This is a genomic window from Bacteroidales bacterium (genome assembly GCA_014860585.1).
Classification (GTDB): domain Bacteria; phylum Bacteroidota; class Bacteroidia; order Bacteroidales; family 4484-276; genus RZYY01.
Window position 1 is genome coordinate 1 of record JACZJL010000102.1, and the last position, 18,371, is coordinate 18,371.

General features: G+C 41.9%; 18 protein-coding genes. 6 read left to right on the forward strand and 12 right to left on the reverse strand.

The features are described from left to right. The 6 genes from IH598_10515 to IH598_10540 form a co-directional block, all read right to left on the reverse strand. On the reverse strand, positions 1-197 hold a 197-nt coding region (locus tag IH598_10515), incomplete at its 3' end, for a nucleotidyltransferase domain-containing protein (GenBank protein ID MBE0638942.1). Between the two features lie 175 nt (positions 198-372). Then, complete coding sequence (locus IH598_10520) at positions 373-561, reverse strand: HEPN domain-containing protein (protein MBE0638943.1); 189 nt, start codon at positions 559-561, stop codon at positions 373-375. Positions 562-733: 172 nt separating this feature from the next. Beyond that, a complete protein-coding gene (locus IH598_10525) occupies positions 734-1,498 on the reverse strand; it encodes a response regulator transcription factor (protein MBE0638944.1) in 765 nt (254 codons plus the stop codon). A gap of 10 nt (positions 1,499-1,508) precedes the next feature. Continuing rightward, positions 1,509-3,635, reverse strand: a complete 2,127-nt coding sequence (locus tag IH598_10530; protein MBE0638945.1) for a PAS domain S-box protein — start codon at positions 3,633-3,635, stop codon at positions 1,509-1,511. 134 nt (positions 3,636-3,769) lie between these two features. Further along, positions 3,770-4,915, reverse strand: coding sequence for an alpha/beta hydrolase (locus IH598_10535; protein ID MBE0638946.1), 1,146 nt, complete (start codon positions 4,913-4,915; stop codon positions 3,770-3,772). A gap of 92 nt (positions 4,916-5,007) precedes the next feature. Continuing rightward, positions 5,008-5,595 (reverse strand): outer membrane beta-barrel protein, encoded by a 588-nt coding sequence (locus tag IH598_10540; protein MBE0638947.1) that lies wholly within the window; start codon positions 5,593-5,595, stop codon positions 5,008-5,010. Positions 5,596-6,045: 450 nt separating this feature from the next. Between IH598_10540 and IH598_10545 the strand changes: the two genes are divergently transcribed. Continuing rightward, complete coding sequence (locus IH598_10545; GenBank protein MBE0638948.1) at positions 6,046-7,188, forward strand: sulfotransferase; 1,143 nt, start codon at positions 6,046-6,048, stop codon at positions 7,186-7,188. Further along, positions 7,185-7,835, forward strand: coding sequence for a hypothetical protein (locus tag IH598_10550; protein MBE0638949.1), 651 nt, complete (start codon positions 7,185-7,187; stop codon positions 7,833-7,835). Before IH598_10545 ends, IH598_10550 begins: the two co-directional genes overlap by 4 nt. A gap of 52 nt (positions 7,836-7,887) precedes the next feature. Here IH598_10550 and IH598_10555 read toward each other — a convergent pair whose 3' ends face one another. From IH598_10555 to IH598_10570, 4 genes are read right to left on the reverse strand one after another with little or no spacing between them, the layout of a single operon-like run. Beyond that, positions 7,888-8,241 carry a DUF86 domain-containing protein gene (locus tag IH598_10555; GenBank protein ID MBE0638950.1) on the reverse strand — a complete coding sequence of 118 codons (354 nt, stop codon included), beginning with the start codon at positions 8,239-8,241 and terminating at the stop codon, positions 7,888-7,890. Positions 8,242-8,246: 5 nt separating this feature from the next. After that, on the reverse strand, positions 8,247-8,537 hold the full coding sequence (locus IH598_10560; GenBank protein MBE0638951.1) for a nucleotidyltransferase family protein: 291 nt from the start codon (positions 8,535-8,537) through the stop codon (positions 8,247-8,249). Between the two features lie 41 nt (positions 8,538-8,578). Continuing rightward, positions 8,579-9,319, reverse strand: coding sequence for an outer membrane lipoprotein-sorting protein (locus IH598_10565; GenBank protein MBE0638952.1), 741 nt, complete (start codon positions 9,317-9,319; stop codon positions 8,579-8,581). Positions 9,320-9,338: 19 nt separating this feature from the next. Beyond that, positions 9,339-11,585: an RND family transporter gene (locus IH598_10570; protein ID MBE0638953.1), complete on the reverse strand. Its 2,247-nt coding sequence runs from the start codon at positions 11,583-11,585 to the stop codon at positions 9,339-9,341. A gap of 193 nt (positions 11,586-11,778) precedes the next feature. On the opposite strand from IH598_10570, the gene IH598_10575 reads away from it, so the two are divergent. Then, positions 11,779-12,723 (forward strand): hypothetical protein, encoded by a 945-nt coding sequence (locus IH598_10575; protein MBE0638954.1) that lies wholly within the window; start codon positions 11,779-11,781, stop codon positions 12,721-12,723. An 81-nt stretch (positions 12,724-12,804) separates the two neighbouring features. Beyond that, a complete protein-coding gene (locus IH598_10580; protein ID MBE0638955.1) occupies positions 12,805-15,216 on the forward strand; it encodes a TonB-dependent receptor in 2,412 nt (803 codons plus the stop codon). Here IH598_10580 and IH598_10585 read toward each other — a convergent pair. Both IH598_10585 and IH598_10590 read right to left on the reverse strand, forming a co-directional pair. Next, positions 15,213-15,974, reverse strand: coding sequence for a DUF1295 domain-containing protein (locus IH598_10585; protein ID MBE0638956.1), 762 nt, complete (start codon positions 15,972-15,974; stop codon positions 15,213-15,215). The two genes, IH598_10580 and IH598_10585, sit on opposite strands and share 4 nt — an antisense overlap. A 4-nt stretch (positions 15,975-15,978) precedes the next feature. Continuing rightward, positions 15,979-16,956, reverse strand: coding sequence for an NAD-dependent epimerase/dehydratase family protein (locus tag IH598_10590; protein MBE0638957.1), 978 nt, complete (start codon positions 16,954-16,956; stop codon positions 15,979-15,981). A gap of 173 nt (positions 16,957-17,129) precedes the next feature. On the opposite strand from IH598_10590, the gene IH598_10595 reads away from it, so the two are divergent. Further along, positions 17,130-17,288, forward strand: coding sequence for a hypothetical protein (locus tag IH598_10595; protein ID MBE0638958.1), 159 nt, complete (start codon positions 17,130-17,132; stop codon positions 17,286-17,288). A gap of 136 nt (positions 17,289-17,424) precedes the next feature. Then, on the forward strand, positions 17,425-18,189 hold the full coding sequence (locus tag IH598_10600) for a DUF3575 domain-containing protein (protein ID MBE0638959.1): 765 nt from the start codon (positions 17,425-17,427) through the stop codon (positions 18,187-18,189). The last annotated feature ends 182 nt before the right edge of the window (positions 18,190-18,371 follow it).

The window sequence follows — 18,371 nt, forward strand, 5'->3', positions numbered from 1 at the left end:
AGCGCCAGTTTTGCACGCTCAAACAGGTCAAGATTACGAAAATGTGTTGAAATGACAATCAAATCAAGGTCGCTGTCGGGAGTCATTCTATCGGTAAGCGCGGACCCGAAAAGAGCGATAGCTTCGACGCTAATCCCAGAACTTATGTATGATTCCTTTAGGTAGGAAATTACTTCAGTTATTGTTGCTTTATCCATCCTTGCAATGTCTTGGTTTGAATTAAAACTGTCTTAGTACGTTCCTTGCTGAAATTAATGATTAATTTTCGGAGGTCTTCAGGATAGCGAGTAGGAACTGAGATTTTATTGAGCATAAAAATGAATTCATAATCTGCATCATTCAACATGAGACCAATTTTCTCAACAAAATAAATCAAACTGTGTGATTTTGAAGGGAATTCACCCTTTCTTTCATAAATAATCCTTTCAGGGCTTTTTCCAATGACAAATGACACATGAAGATACAGTAAACCATACGACCGGACTCAAACATGTCCTCTGCTGTTTCCAGGTCGTAATCTGACTGAAAAAACCATTCAATATATTTTTCAGTTTGTGTCATGGCGCAAATTTACTATAAATCGAAAAAACAGATGCTTACTAAATTCCCTGCTCAACACATTTATTTGGGGCTTATTAGTCACCTCCTCACTGACCCCTGGAAGCCTGAGTGCATCAACGTTCAACCTGATTCTACCTTCAGTTAACTTGACATTTGGCTTAGTTTGAAAATTCTACTGATTCAGCCACTTTTTAAACTCCGCCGATCGGTCAATACTGACGATCGTTTCGAACTCATCATCGGCTCTGGGTTTGAGCTCCAGCTTAACACGACTGCGCGAGTAAGCCACCATATCATTGATTGATCGGATATTAACCAGGTATTTCCGGTTAATTCTGAAAAATTTTCCGGGATCAAGCATCTCTTCCAGCTTATCGAGGGGGAAATCAACACTGTAGGTATTCCCCTGGAAAGTGCGCAGATAAACCCCTTTTTCCATAACAAAAACATAAGCAATATCAGTCACTTCCACCATTTTTATCTTTGAACCAATAGAAATGGAAAGCCGCTCTTTGTATTTTTTTTCCTTTCCGGTAATCAGGTTGTAAAGCGACTGCAAATCAACCGAGCTGTGGTGAAGACCACTGAATTGTTCGTACTTTTTCAGCGCAGCGACAAGCTCCTCATGAACGATGGGTTTCAACAGATAGTCAATGCTCCTGAGCTTAAATGCTTTTATGGCATATTCATCGAATGCGGTGGTAAAGATGACGGGGCTGGAGATATTCACCTGGTCGAAGATGGCAAAACTGAGATCATCCTCAAGGTGTATGTCGAGGAAGATCAGATCGGGTTCTGGGTTGGCTTTGAACCATTTCACCGATTCTGCTACCGATTCAAGCTCTGCCATGATCTTAATTTCAGGGTCATAATCCAGGATCATTTTTTTCAACCGCAAGGCGGCAAATGCTTCATCTTCAATAATTACGACTTTCATTTTATTTGCTTTAAGTAGTTTCAATTTTATCAGATTTTAGCAAGGGTAGCTTTGCTATAAATTGGTCGTTGGTTTTGATGAATTCGGGTTTTTGGTCACAAACAAGCGCATACCGGCGATTGATGTTTTCCAAACCAACACCGGTCGAAACCAGCTTGGTCTCTCTCAAATTGAGGTTGTTGATGATGTTTAATCTTTGTTTGTCATCCACAAAAATTTCAATTTTTAAAGGCTGGATCTTTGAAAAAGTGTTGTGTTTAATCGCATTTTCGATGATCAGTTGAATGGCAATGGGTAGAATCTGGTAATCGTAGTATGCTTTGTCAATATTGATTTCGATAAAAAGTTTTTTCATAAACCTGATTTCCAACAGGAAAAGGTAGGAATTTAAAAACTCCAGCTCAGTGCTCAGGCTTACCACATCTTTCTCTTTGTTTTCGAGCACATAGCGATAAACCTTTGAGAGCCTTTCAGTAAACGACTCGGCCAGGTCAGGATCAATTTTGATCAGCGAGGTCAGCACATTCAAACTATTGAACAGGAAATGGGGGTTGACCTGCTGTTTCAATACTTCAAACTGTGACTGCAGGTTTTCCTTTTGCATTTTTAGCAATTGCGTATTGGCTTCGGTCAACTGCTTTGTCCGCTCCGCAACGCTTTGTTCCAGGGTGTTATTGATGCGCTCCAGTTCTTCCTTGGCTTGCAACAGTTTTACTTCCTGTTTTTTGCGTTCCGAAATGTCAATGATAATTCCCCTACGCCCAACAATCTTATTGTTTCGAACAATTGGGGAACCGTAAATCAATACGGGACAAAGACTTCCGTCTGGCTTTTTTACTGTGTATTCATTAGGATTGGCTTCGCGATTTTCATTTGACTTTTTAATGTTCTGAATGACCCTGGGGATATCCTCTTCCACAAAAAATTTCAGGGCTGATATTTTCTCTTCCGATTCATCAGGATCGGGAAGATTGAAAAATTTCTGTCCGGCTCTGTTGTTGAAGAGGATATTACCGTTGATATCCAGTTCGTAAATGGGTTGCGGAAGAAAGTCCATCATTTCCTTGTAATGTCGTTCGCTCTCGGAAACGGCAAACTCTGCCTGTTTTCGTCGTGTAATGTCTACAATAATTCCATCGAGAAAGTCAACTCCACCTTCCACATTGTAAATGGCTTTGCCGTTTTCGTTTACCCAAACAATATCCCCGCTTTTGTGCATAATTCTGTATTCAAACTCGTAATGGGTTTTGTGCAAAGTGGCTTCCTCAATATTTTTCCTGCAAAACTCCTGATCTTTGGGGTGAATGATTGAGGCAAAGGAAAGGGATGAATTGCCAATAAACTCCGAAGCATGGTAACCGGAAATATCAAAGATTTTTTCGCTGATGTATTTCATTGTATAATGCTCATCAAAATGGCAGCGGTAAGCGGCGCCGGCCAGGTTGGAAAGTATGCTGTTGAGCTGGTCGCGACTTTCGTTGAGTTGCCGGGTAATTAACCCGCGCTTTTTAATTTCCTCCTCAAGGTGCTGGTTGAGTTTTTTTTCCTGTTCGATCAGCTTTTGGGCATATTTGTTTTTCTCTTCTTCAATTTGCATTTGTGCCTCAACCCTTGCCCGGTTGGAGGCTTCCATGAGCAGTTCCTGCTGTAAATGGGCAGCTGCAAGTATCGATTTGTCATTTTCATCAAAATAAATTCTTGCTTCGAGGATCAACATCAGGAAAAGATTTAAGATCACCAGGTAATAGGCATTGTTGAGCAGTGTTTGAAAATCGCTTTCCAAACCAAAAAACAGGGTGGCCGGCAGGATAATAACCGGCGTGATAAGTAACCCTCCCAGAACAGCAAAAGGAAACTGAATGAAGAAGCGTTTCAATGGATATCTTTTCCAGGGCAATTTCCGGTTTAATTTTTTGATTACAAATACTCCCGGATACACCAGGAACATACCGGCAACAAATGTCAAAACAGTACCCCGAAACAACCGGATAAACAGTTGGTAAGGATCAGCAAACAAATCTGCCCTGAAGAAGTACATTTGTGAGATAACAATCAACTGCATGCCTAATGCTAATAATATCAGCACTTTAATGATCTTTAACAGCGGGATATGCTCTTTCAGTATTTTTTCGTCCATCTTGATTTATCTATAAAATAATATTCAAATTTACAGGAATATTGCCACGCACACGCTGATACTTGAAAATGTTTTTACCGAATTGCATCAAATTGATTTCATGTTGTTCATGGTACTTTCTGTGCAAATATGAATTAATCTTTGTCAGCAAGATCGTTTCTTCCTTGCAGCACATCATTCATTAAAATTTCCCTCATTCTTTCGGGTTCTTCAAAAAGGGGGCCATGAGCCGAATTTTCGAAGGTGTAAAACCCTTTCAAAGGAGCTTTAAGACGATGGTAATAATCCTTTGACAAATCAACATTTACCGTTAAATCGTACCTGCCGCTTACAAAGTATATGGGAACTGCGATTTCGGGAAAAGTTCCGGAAAAATCGGTGGTCAGGGTTTCATTTTTCAGGTTTGTTTTAGGTAGAAACATCAGTTTCGATTTCCAGATATTGAATTTCTCCCTGAGCGTGTAAGCCCTGCAGGTCCAGACAGGTAAGAAAATACCCCTGAAAACTGACTTCATGCTTCGCATGGTTCCAATGCCCAGTTCGTGCATCAGGTTGTCGCGGGTGACAGAGTTGTAAAAAGAGGTCAAATCTGATTCTGTTTTCAGGTCTCTGAACTTCTTCAACTCCTTTACTGATCGTTGGTCGTTCAGTTCGGTGAATTGCTTTAACATAAAGTCGTAGGCAATTCTTTCCGATTCGCGCTGCCTGGTGATTTGTCCCATTGCAATGTAAGCGTGGAAAAGTTCCGGCGCTTTGGATACTGCTGGCAAAGCAATGGTGGTTCCGCCAGACCATGCCATCATATAGATTTTGTCCTTTTCAAATCGCTCCCGCAGGTAGTTGGTTACTTCAATGGCATCGGAAACAAGCTGGTCGAGAGTCATGGATTCGATGGTTAAATCGGGCGTGTAAGAAAGTCCACCGCCCCTTTGCTCCCAGTAGCAAACAGTAAAGCAATCCTCGAGTCCCGGATTGAAACTTTCAAAAAGGAAGTAATTCGGAAAGCCTGGTCCGCCATGTAAGAAAAGTAAAACCGGATCGTCTGCATTTTTACTCCTGATAAACATTCCTTGCTTCACTCCCCCAATATTGACAAAGATTTTTTCGGAAAGGCTTCCCTGCAGGCTGTTTCCATTTTCATCTTTATATGTTTCAACCCTGCCTGGGCTGATAATCAAGAGAATGGCAAACAGTAAGAAAAATACTCCCGGCAATATTATTAGTGCAAGCGAAATCATTTTATTTCCCTTTTTAAGAGTATATCTTTCAATTATTTTCATTTCAGTGGTCTTTGGCCGCATTTTAATATTTACCAGCGCGCTAAAAAAAGCCGGGAAGAGGAAAAAGTCCCTTCCCGACCTGGATTCATTTTTTAGAACCTTTTGATCACACCAATCCTTGCTGAAACATAGCGATGATCAAGCTGGTAATTCATCCCCTCTATTTCGGTTTCACCCGATAAGGAGTTGAATTTGATGCCTGGCGCCAAACTCCAATTATTACCCATAGCTACCTCTATTCCGCCGGCTACCTGATAACCCACGCCATGTCCGGTGTTGCTGATGATATCGCCGTCATTGTTTTCGGTTTCGATATGGGAATACAAAAGGCCTGCTCTTGCGAAATAAGAAACCGGCGAGCTTCCAATCTGACGCATAAACTGCAATCCAAGAATGTAACCGGTTTGTTCAAAATCCATATCCGGGCCGGCAAACGATTCATCGGCGTTAAAGTTTACCCAGCCCCAACCTCCATAAACGCTGGTAAATGGCATAAACCGGTACTGCAAAATAGTTTCGAACCCCAAACCGGTATTCAAACTTGCGCCGGCAAGATCGGTGGATACAAAAGATACTTCACCGTTGATTTCGATCCCAAAACGATTTTCTTTTCCCTGGCCAAAGGTTAATACCGTTACCAGAAGGCTGAGTGCGATGCTTAACATTACTTTTGTTCTCATGACTTTAACTTTTTAAATGATTAATGATTCGTGAAAATTCACGAGACAAAAGTAGGGACAGGCTATACCGGAATAAAAATAAGAGTTGCCGAAAGTGCATATCCTGAAGTTGATCGTGGGTTTTTTATGGTTGAAAGTGCGGCATTTTAATGAAAGTACGATCAGAAATTCTTCAAAAACAAATAGTATTGTTGATGCCATTAGCTCCTGATCACTCCTGGTAATAAAGGATTTTGCACAAGTCCATTTCTACTTCATGCTTCCTCTCCCATTGGACTTCTTTAGATATAGCATCTTTACCGGCCTTTGATCAGGAACAAAAGGCAATTACTTCGAAAATCAATGCAACTGTCTTTTTAAAAACCTCAACATTTTAAAACGGTGATTTAACGATACTAAATCACTCTTCAAATTAGTTTTCAAGGATAAATCGCAAAAGCTTGCAGATAAATGACAGCAGCAAAGAAGCAGAAACGCGGCATTCTTTTACCACCGGCAGTGGGATATTCACTGAAAATCCTGGTGAATTTTTGCCGTGAAAATCAAATCTCTCCGAAGTACTACCTCCGATTACTTGCTATCTGGGTGATCAACCTAATCAACTGGCCATTCCGAACCTACGAACGACGGCTGATTAACCCGCGCTTTAACAACAAACCAGTTGAAAAGCCACCGGTTTTTATCATTGGGCACTGGCGAAGCGGTACAACGCACCTGCACAACCTCATGTGCCAGGATAAGAGGATGGGTTTTGTCACTACCTATCAAAGTGTATTCCCCGATACGATTTTAAACATCGTTGGACAGTTTATCTTCCATGGTTTTACAAAACTGCTGATACCCGGAACCCGAAAAGGCGACAATGTTACCCTGGATACCGAAAATCCTCAGGAAGAGGAATTTGCACTCGGTGATAAAACCCCCATTTGTTTTTATTACTTCTGGATGTTCCCAAAAAACATTCGAAAATACTATGAACGTTTTATCAGATTTCAAGGCGTTTCTGATGAGGAAACTGATTTGTGGAAAAGGGATTATACCCTTCTGATCAAAAAAGCACTGAGAAATAGCGGCAGGGAGCAGTTTCTCTCGAAAAATCCGCCAAATACCGCCCGCATTAAGATTTTGCTGGAAACGTTTCCGAATGCCAAATTCATTCATATCCACCGAAATCCGGTTGAAGTGTTTCTTTCTACACGGCATTTTTATGCCAAAATGCTTCCCCATCTTCAATTACACACTATTTCCCAACCGGAGATTGATAGCCATATTTTTGAGGTCTATAAAAAACTGATGTATGATTTTCTGAATCAAAAAGTGTTGATTCCGGAAGGAAATTTGGTGGAAATCGCATTCGACGACCTGGAGCATGACCCAATGGGCAATTTGAAAATGATTTACGAAAAACTCGATTTGCAGGGGTTTGAAGAAGCCTTGCCTTTTTTCCAAAATTATCAGCAAAGCATGGAGAGTTATGAAAAGAACAAGCATGCTATCAGCCGGGAATTATTGGAAAAAATTCAGCAGGAATGGGGATTTGCCATGAAAGTGTTCAATTATAACATTCCTGAAAAAATCGAAATCACACCATGACAAGACTGATCATTACTTTTATCCTGTTAGTTGGAATGTTTGCCGGAAGCCGTTTGTCTGGTCAGAGTGAAGATGGATGGGTTTTATCGAAAACAAAAGACGGGGTCGAAATTTTTACAAAGAAATCGCAAAACTCGGCTTTCAAATCGTTCAAGGCGCAGATGACTGCTCCCGGCACAGTTGAATCATTTGTTGCTGTACTGCAGGATATTGATGCGTTGCCCGAGTGGGGTTACAGCATCAAAGGCGCCCGGTTACTTGCCAGAACTGGCGATACCATCCAGGTTTATTGGGCTGAAGCCTCAGTTCCTTTCCCGTTTTCGAACCGCGATGGTATTTACCTGAACAAGTTCAGATGGAACAGAAAAGCCAGCCAATTGAAGGTGGATATTGATCTTTTGCCCGAATACCTTGAACCTTATGATAAACTTGTTCGGGTGAAAGGAAACGGCGAATGGCAGGTAAAAGTGCTTGGCGACGGTAATCTTGAACTGACATTCAGCATGGAGGTTGATCCCGGCGGCAGCATTCCTGCATGGCTGGTTAATACGTTTATTGAAGACACACCCTACGTAACCATGATCAGCATCAGGGAGATGATGAAGAAAGCCAGATATCAGGGGAAGAAATTTGATTTTATAAAGTGAGCATAACACCAGCGTAGCGTTTTACCTCACTGGCTTCGATTTATGGGTCTGTTTAATCATTCAACGCTTTTTCCTTTTCAATCATTTTCTCCAGGTCAATTTGATTTTGAGGTAAATTCCGCTTTGCTATTGCCCAAATCATTTCGTAGTCAATTCCAAAATATTCATGGGTTATTAAATTTCTGAGTCCATACATTTTTCTCCATGGAATTTCTGGATACTTTTCCTGAATATCAGCCGGGATATTCTTTGCTGCTTCTCCGATAATTTCAAAGTTCCTGATGGTTGCATCCACAACCATGTAAGTCCTTTTGAATTGATTGAAATCGAGATCGCTGAGATACTCTTCAATCCTTTTCATTGATTGAAGCATGTCTTCGAGGTACACAATAAATTCCCGCTTTATTGGACTCATACGTATTTTACACTGTTTAAAATTCTGTGTCTTAGTTGCTTCTTGAGGGCTTTTTCCGAAACCAAGTCCACCTTCAGCTCTAACTCGCTTTCAAGTAAATCCTGAAGATCAAAAAACTCCCAGCCAAGCGGTTTTTGGAAAGTAACCAAAATGTCAATGTCTGAATTCTCATGTTGTTCGTTTCGTGAAAATGAGCCAAAATAGCCGATTTTCTCAACATTAAATTTTTGCATCAATTCAGGCTTGAGCTCTTTTAATTTTTGTTCAATGTCGATGATTGTTTTCATTTTTCAAAATTAATAAACCATACAAATTAGAATTTCGCAATCTATTTCTCCACCATTTTCTCCACTGTAAATTCATCGTCCTTCAACCCCTGATCGAATTTCATTTCCTTCATCACGATGTTGGTGGATGAACCCTTTTTCAGGTCTTTCATCAACACTTCGCGGGCATACCAGTATTTGCCCTGTTTGGTATATTGATAGGTTGCCTCCTTGAAAAGATTTCCTTTGCCGTCGAAATATTCCATTTCTACCGGATAAAAATTGACTTTATCCATGATCAGAACAATTTTGGAATAATTGGATTTCTTGTTTCGTGGAACCAATTCCATCTTGAAGTACTTAGGATCATCTGATTTAATCAATGTTGGAGCATATTTATCGCTGTACGAACGGCTGTCCATATCCTCGTAGGAGAAATCAGTTCCGGTAAAAGCCTGGCTTTTAGAAAGCAGCGTAATCTTGACAGGTTCATCAAATGCCGGCATAAAAAGCCACATCACATCATCGGGCAGCGACAACGTGGAAACCCCTGCCTGCTTTTCAGGTTTGGTGTAACGGTAAAGTTTTCTGTCCTTCCCTTTCTGCTTCATCTGTGCTTCACGGATGTTTTCTTTGCCATTCTTGTCAGTAACTGTCATCTCCATGATGGCAACCCTGTCAGTGGGGGCCGACATCAGGTCATCCATTTTTTTAAGTAACTCATCGGCATTTTGGGCATTAACCTGATGAATGGATAAAAAGAAAACGATAAATACGACGGGGATTACTCGAAAATATCTCATAATAAATTGATTAAGGTGATCAAACTTTTTTATTTCTGTATGCTAAAATCAAAATTACCGGCAGTAGTGTGAGTGCACCGAGGCTTGAGCCGACCATGCTCAGTGCAATAAGGAAGCCAAAGTATTGCAGGGGAACCATATCAGAAAAAACGAGAATTAAAAAACCGGCTGATACGGAGACTACATTGATGATGATGGCTTTTCCGCTGATCATGATGGTTTCTTCGATGGCAACTCTTGCGTCACCGGTGATTTTCAGCGTATGGTTGAAATGGGAAATAATGTGAATGGAATAATCAATGCCGATGCCCAGGGCTACGCTTGCAACAAGCACTGTGGCAATATTGAGCGGGATGCCGGTGAGCCCCATTACACCAAATAAAACTGAGATGGCGGCGATGATCGGAATGGCTGAAAAAATGCCGCTCAGGAAGGAACGCAGTATGATTGCAACAAGAAGTATAACAAAAATGATAGCCAGGGTGATGCTCCCTACCTGGCTGTTGATCAGGCTTCGATCCATTGTAATGTCAACAAAGGGCATCCCCGTAATGCTGATCCGGCAATCATCCCGTGAATTTTGTCCGATGAATGTGTTCATGTATTCGGCAAAAACCTGCTTGGATTTGTTATCTGGTGATTTGAACTTGGAAATGATAATGCCCTCAGTAAGATCTTCATTAACAAATCGCTGCAAGACTTCATTTCCATCAAGCAAAAACCAAAGTTGCTCAATTTTCTCCTGATCGTCGGGGATTTCACGTTCGCCCGAAATCGCCTCATTTAATTGTAAAATCAGATCGGCCAGCGATTGGGTAGTGTAGATATCAGGGCTTTGCTCCATGTAATCGCCGGTTTCGTACATTGTTTTCAACACTTCAGGATCTTGCATGTCGCCCTCAAAAAGGACAAAAACCGGTTTTGTTCCGCCAAATTTCTCCACCATGATGCGCTCGGCTTCACGGGTGGGATTTCCTTTTTTGAAGTAATCCTGGATATCCACACTTCGCTTGATAAAAAATATGCCGATGATACTCACAACAATCAGCACACTCCAGGTGGTCAGCACATATTTCGGATGCTTGAGCAAAACCGATTTTATGGGTGAAAGGAAATTATCCGACAGGAATGATTTCCTGACTATTTTATTCAGGTTTTCCTTGTCCCTCTTTTTTGAGATGGTAACATCAAGCAGGGCCGGAACGAAAAAGACAGAAAGCAGGCAGGCAAAGAAAGTTCCCAATGCAGTGAAAATACCAAAGTCAACAATCATTTCGAGGTATGCGCCGAAAATAAAAGAGATAAAACCCACAATTGTAGTGGCCGCGGCCAGCAATACCGGGATCATCACGTATTCGAGCGCTTTGCGGATAGCGGTGTCGCGGTCGGTGATCCGGAGCTGGTTGATCCTGTTGAGCACGTGAATGGTGTAAGCACTTCCCACAGCCAGCAGAATAATGGGGATGTTGTTGGAAATCATGGACATTTTGTAATTCAACAGTCCCATAATTCCCATGCTCCAGACAATGGCAATCACTGCAGTCATCAGTGGCATGACCACTCCTTCAACCGATCTGAAACTGAGCAACAGAATAACAGCAATCAGGATAAAAGCAATGGGCAGCAGCCGGATTAAATCTCCCCTCATCAGGTCGGAAATGTAGCTGACTAACATTGGAGACCCGATGTAATAGAGTTTTTCGGGGATATGGAGCGCCTGCGTTTTTTCGATTACAGTGCTTGCTACAGTTCGGACATCAGCTTCCGGGCTAAGGGTAAAAATAATCAAAGTAGCTGTGCCATCCTCAGAAACTATTGAGCCCCGGTACATTTCATTTCCCCATACATTGGCCTTTAGTAATTCAAAATCTTCCTCTGTTTCGGGCAATTCATACTCGTCCACCAACCGCCCGATTTCAAAACCATGGTCCTGACTTTTTATGTTGATGATATTGGTAAGGCTGGTGACCGATGTTATCCCCCCAATTTCCCCGACTGATTCGGTTATCGCTTTTACATGCTCCAACACAGAAGTTTGGTAAACATCATCGGTTTCAAGAATGATGATTCCCATGTTATTTCCACCAAAATTATCACCGATCCTTTTTAGCAAAGCTGCATCGGGATCGTTATCCGGAAGCGATCTCAGGATATCCGCGTCAATCCTCAGGTTGGTCACCTGGTAGCCGGCAACTGCGGTTGCCATGAGTACAATAGTGATGATTAACCATCTAAATGCCAGTATTTTTTCAGTAAATTTTTTCAAAAGGAAGTATTATTTGGTTTTACATTTTTGCAAAAGTAACAATTGAAACACTTTTAGCGTCAAAAACGACAATCACTGATTTGATTGTATGTGAAAATTTTTACTTTTGCCCTTTCTCAGGGATTGGGATATGATCTAAATTATCGCTGAGTTGCATATTTTAAATACAATTTAAACTAAACATAGCCAAATTATGAAACATTTAATACTCATTACCTTAGTATTTTTAATCACATCATTTTGCCTTTTTGCCCAACAGCCGCAGAATCCCGGATTTGAAGAATGGGAAGATGCAGGAACGGTAATTGAAGAGCCGGTTAACTGGAGTTCAATCAAAACCTCGGATGCCGGCGATTATATCAACAATCTTGCACCTGTAGTTTGGGGCAAAAGCACCGATGCCCGCAGCGGCAATTTTTCGGTGGAACTTACCAATATCCAGTCTATTGTTCTGGCTACAGGAATAGTTACCAACGGCAGGATTCATGCCGATCTCAACCCTGATAAAGCCAATGCGCACACTGTAGCTGAGGATGAAAAATGGCACACAGCATTTATCAATCGCCCTGACAGCATTGTTGTCTGGGCAAAATATTTTCCACAGGGAATTGACACGGCACAGGTTAAGGTCATTTTGCATGTCAGTGAAGGCTCATTACCCGCAACCCCCGAAAATGAAGGAAACTGGATAGGTTCAGCACAAATCAACATTTATGGACAAGTGAACGAATGGACCCGCTTTTCGTTACCAATTACCTATTTCTCGACCGTTAATCCTGAGTACCTGCTTCTCGTTCTGACTTCCGGCGCCGGAGTTAACGGAGTGGCCAACAGCAAAGTGCGTTACGACGACCTTGAATTTATCTACATAGAAGGCGCCGGTACCGGTGACCTGAATTCCCTCTCTGAAAATTTGATCTATGTTTCCGGAAATCAGTTGCAACTTGAAAGACTTCCAGCCAGCAAACTGGATAATGCCAGTATTGAAATTATTGACCTGCGGGGAAGCGTAGTTTACACTAAATCAATTGTTAGTGATCAGATTCATATCGGGCAATTGAATTTGACGCCGGCGCTCTATGTGGTAAGAATTTCAGGACATGAAATCAATTATTCTCAAAAACTCTTTCTCCGTTGATCAAAATGAAAGATGCTGGTAACTGAAATTTGTCAAAATGACGAAATAAAAGTTTTATTAAAAGCAGCAAAACACAACAATTTGAGAAATCTGATAAAACTTGCTTCTTTTCTATACTTTTTCTTACTATCAGGACTTGCATTTTCGCAGGGGACCGGATTTTTTGTTGGACAGGTCTTTAATCAGGAGGACAGACAACCACTTATCGGGGCAAGTATTAAGGTGCAAAAAAATCCCACCCTGGGCGCTGCTACCGATGTGGATGGACGTTTTAAATTGGAATTGACCCCTGGCATATACACCTTTGTTGTTTCATACACCGGCATGAGTTCTGATACGCTTGCCGAGACCATTATAGCCGGACAAACCATCGAAAGAAATATCACACTTAAACTGTTTACATCAAAGCTCGAAGGCATTGAAGTTAAGGTAGGCAGGTTTGAGCAAAATTTGGAAAAATTGACCGTTTCGATGGATGTAATACAGATTGAGCAAATCGAAAAACGCAACCTCACAAAAATTGAAGCCATTCTCGACAATACGCCGGGGCTCAATATCCTGGATGGTGAGCCACAGATAAGAGGAGGCAGCGGATTCACTTTTGGCGTGGGGAGCAAGGTGGGAGTTTTTATTGACGATATGCCCATATTATCGGGAGATGCCAACCGGCCTTACTGGGATATTGTTCCGATCGAAAACATCAAACAAATTGAAGTAGTCAAAGGGGCTTCTTCCGTGCTGTCAGGGGCGTCGTCGCTAAGCGGCGCCATATACATCCGCACGGCCTATCCCGGCATCGAACCATTGACCAAAGTGAAGGTTTACAGCGGATTTTACAGCAATCCGAAATACAGTTATATGAAATGGTGGGACCAGTTTCCGGGTATCGGTGGCGCCAGCTACATGCATTCGAGAATAATTAAAAATACCGATATAGTGATTGGTGCTAGGGTAAAATTTGACCACGGCTATGAGGGACCACCGGTAACACTACCCATGGTTGTTGATACCATCACCGATTTCAGCGAATCGCAAATGACTGAGCGAAACCTCGGGCTGAATTTTAATATCCGCCACCGCAGCCAGAAATACCCCGGGCTGAATTATGGTGTGAATGGCAACATTAATTACGACAAAACCAAGATGATGCTTGCCTGGCTCGACGATTCCGCCGGATTCTACAGGGCTTATCCGGGCGCAGTCATTCTCCAGGATCATTTCCAGTATTACCTCGATCCCTTTGTAAATTATTTTTCCAAAATGGGATTCAAGCACAGTTTCAAAGCAAGGTGGATGTATAACGACAACCAGATGACCAACAACCAGTCGGTGCGTAATAAAGTAATTTTTACCGATTACAATTACCGGCGGGATTATCCCAATCTGAATGGGTTCCAGTTTATCGGAGGTTTCTCAACGCAATACACCATGACCAATGCAAAAATGTACAATGCCTCCGGAACCGACGACAACACCCTTTTCAACCTGTCGGGATATACTGAAATTCAGCATGAAATCCTGGAAACCATCAATTTCTCTGCAGGCCTCAGGTTTGAGTACAACGCACTCAACGGCGAGGGTGGTGATGTGAAAACAATATTCAGGGCGGGCGCTTCTTTGAAGATGATGCAGGAAACCTATCTCAGGATGTCTATTGGACAGGGCTACCGTTACCCGACCATTGCCGAACGCTTTGTAAAAATTAACCTCGGAACTTTCGGCGTTTACGATAACCAGGATCTTGTTCCGGAAACAAGCCTAAATGCTGAAATCGGAGTCAGACGCGGGTTTAAATTTGCCAACTACCTGGGCTACCTGGATGTTGCCATTTTTCAACAAGATTACAAAAACACCATTGAGTACCTTTTTGGTTTCTGGGATTCAACCTACACTTTTTCCATTGCCGGCTTCAAATTTTTAAATACCGGAAAATCAAGAATTGTTGGCATTGACGCATCCATTGTCGGAAAAGCCCAACTCCATAGCAGCCTGCTGATGAATACTGTTTTTGGATACAATTACATCATGCCCAAGTCGCTTGAACCCGATCTGGTGTTTGCCAACGATTATAATCCGACGGGGAAAACTGATTTCACCTACAGAAACACTAGCGTTAATCCCGAAAGGGAAATTTTAAAGTACCGGTTTTTACACACTTTCAAAGCAGACATCGAATTTGAGTACAGGAAATTTTCGCCCGGCGTAAGCCTGAAATATTTCAGCAAAATCGAAAACCTCGACAAGGCCATCGCCGATTTTGAGCGTGCGACCGTTGCGGCTGGAGGTTCTGTGCAACCGGTGAAGTACATGAACTATTACAACAACCACAACAACGGCAACCTGGTGATTGACCTGCGAATTGGATACACATTCAACGATCGTCACAAATTATCCCTTACATCAACCAACCTTACCAACCGATGGTACTCCCTCCGTCCGTTAAAGGCCGAGGCCATGCGAAGCATTCTGCTGCAATATTCGCTGACGATTTAGAGTAAAAACGGTATCACCGCCTTCCGTTCCTTCGGGTATTCGGGGAAAGTATTTTTATACCAGCGATGATGGTCAATGGCACGCGGTAATAAGTTGACCATTGACCAGAGGAAAAAGGAAAACGAAGGCAGACACCAGGTTAGCAGCGCAAATCCACCCCACTCTATTATTTCACCAAAAAAATTTGGACATGAAATATAGCGGAATAACCAGCCAAAAGGAATCTTGTAGGCACTCCCGCTGTTTTTTCTCAGCCGGATTAGCAGTTGATCGTGGTACTGATTGATGATGAAACCGGTGATGAACAAAATCACTCCGGCAACAAACCGGGGATTGTAAAGCCATGATTCAGGATATGGAAGAGCCAGGTAACCAAGCCAGTAGCCGTTTATAAATCCGTTAACAATGTTGAAGAAAAAAGCCATCGCCACTATCCCAAGCGGCATTTTTTTGTTCCTTGTTCTGATTCTTAGTGGAAAAATCAGTGTCCGGTTCACGTAATGGATTATCCATAAAACCGATGCAATGAAAATGATGGTTTGAGTAAAATTTTTACCCGTGAGCACGAAAAATGAAAAAATCACCAGCGCCGGCAGTTCCATAATGAACCATCCCAAACGGTTGCTGATCATCGGCCCCCAACTTGATTTTGTGTGGCGACCATAAGGTGCGGTGACTTTGATGAGAACAGGCAAAATCAGGATGGCCATGGCTATCCAGGCAATGACAATGATGTCGAAAAGTTCCTTTGAAATCATGGGGCTAAACTACTTGATTTTCTTTGTACCAGGTAAAAGTATCTTTGAGAGTTTCATCCATCGGGCGGGGAGCATAGCCGAGTTCTTTAGTGGCTTTCAAATACGAAATATTTTTGCTGGCCGATTTCAGGATTTCAAGCGATTCGGCGGTATAAAGCGGGTGGCTGCCCGAAAGTTTTGCCCAGGATTGAATAAATGGAATTCCAACCCTGGCAACCCATGTCGGTGCTTTAAACGTTGGTGTTTTACGATTGAATAGCTCCCCGATCTGTATCGAAAGATCTTTTAAACTCAGCCAATGCCCACCCAGTACATAGCGTTCGCCACTACGACCGAAAGTAGCCGCTTTGATTGAAGCATCAGCCACATCCCGCACATCCACAAAATTGTAGCCTCCCGGAACCAGCATCGGCAATTGATTTTTATATATTTTGATCAAAGCCTGCCCCAGATAAGATGGCTTATAGTCATAAGGCCCGACAATGGCTGTAGGATTTAAGATCACTGCATCCAAACCCTCTGCCGAAGCAACAATCACCAATTTTTCGGCTTCCGCTTTTGACTGTTCATACACGATCTTAGATCCGGAAATAAGAGGATTGCTTTCATCAAGCTTTTCCTCAGTGCCAAAAGATTTGAGCGTGTGAATGGTGCTGAAGTGAACCAACTTTTTAACCCTGGCTTCTTTACAAGCCTTAATCACATTCGCTGTTCCCTCTACATTTATTTTGAAAACAGCATTCGTCTCCTTTTGATCAATAGTGATTTTTGCAGCCAAATGAAAAACCACCTCCACACCCCCGAACAATTGTAAAAGACTTTGATGGTCAAACAAATCCCCCCTGATGATCTCAACGTTCAACTCCGGCAGCCTGCCGAAATTGTTGTGCACCAACACCCTGACTTCATGCCCCTGCATGGTCAGTTGCCTGCACAGGTTTATACCCACGTGTCCGCTGGCGCCGGTTGCCGCTACTTTCATTTTATGGATTTGAATGAGGCAAAAGTAACTGTTTGGGTAAAATCATCGATAAGTAAAATGCACGTTGCAAACATCACATATATTTTGGTTTCAAAGCCTGTTTTTACGAGTGCATCAAAATAGTGCGCTTTACTGCTCTATTATATGTTATTACCTGAAATTGCGGTGTTTTAATGAAAAAAAAGTGCCTTAAGATGCACTTTGGGGATTCTTTGCTATCAAAATCAGCAATGGTCGAGAAAATGATTGCCGCATCTTTCCTGAACGAATCTACCAAAAGAATTTACCTGCAGGCCTGGCAGGGACGAATAAAGCAACTGCTGAAAAGTTAAGTATAGGTGAGTGCTTAGGAGAAGACCATTACACGAACCCAATCCCAAAAATTATTTCCGTATTTTACCCTTTGATCCTGAAATAGAGTAATTTTGTTTTGCTAAAAATTAAATTCATCGTTAAAATTGACTGGCCATGAAAACAAAATTACTCCTCATTAGTAAAATAGTATTGATCTTCATAGTACTTGTCCTTGCAAATCCAGAAGTTACATTTTCACAATCCGACACCACGCGTATGAACACGGTGCGTCTCAATGTCACAAACCCGCTCATTTTTGGGGATAAAGCCATTGTAGTCGGTTACGAGCGAATATTGAAAAATAACCAGTCATTTTCGGTGAACATCGGCAGAACTTCTTATCCGAAAATGATCAGTATTAACACCGACTCCATCGGAATTGATTTGAAAAGTTCCTACAAGGACATAGGATTGAATTTGTCGGCAGATTACCGTTTCTATTTGAAAAAAGAGAACAAACACGCACCACCGCGGGGTATATACATTGGTCCTTACTATTCCTATAATCATTTCAACAGAACCAACAACTGGACGCTCAATACAGAAAACTTTCAGGGAAACCTTGAAACCGAATTGTTGATGAACATCCATACCATTGGTTTTGAGCTCGGTTACCAGTTTGTTTTCTGGGACAGAATGTCCCTGGACATGATTTTAATTGGGCCGGGTTATGGTTTTTACAATTTTAAAGTGAATATCCAAACTGATTTATCCGCTGATGACGAAAGCAAACTCTATGAAGTGATCAGTGACTATCTTAACGAAAAAATACCTGGATTTAGCCAGGTGATTGATGGCGACGGCTTTAGAAAAAGCGGATCAGAAAAGACCAGCACACTTGGTTATCGCTATATGGTGATGATTGGATACCGGTTTTAGAAACCTGGTTTTTACTCATGATTCCTACCCGGTTGCTGCACCCTTAAACACGCCAATCTCAGTTCTGCAAGGAAGAATGGTTTATACTGCCCGAACAATTTTGCAATCAATATTTTTTGGTAATGGACAAGTACAGGTAAAATACCTTTGTTTGCCAAAATTTACGAATTTTGGAAAATCAT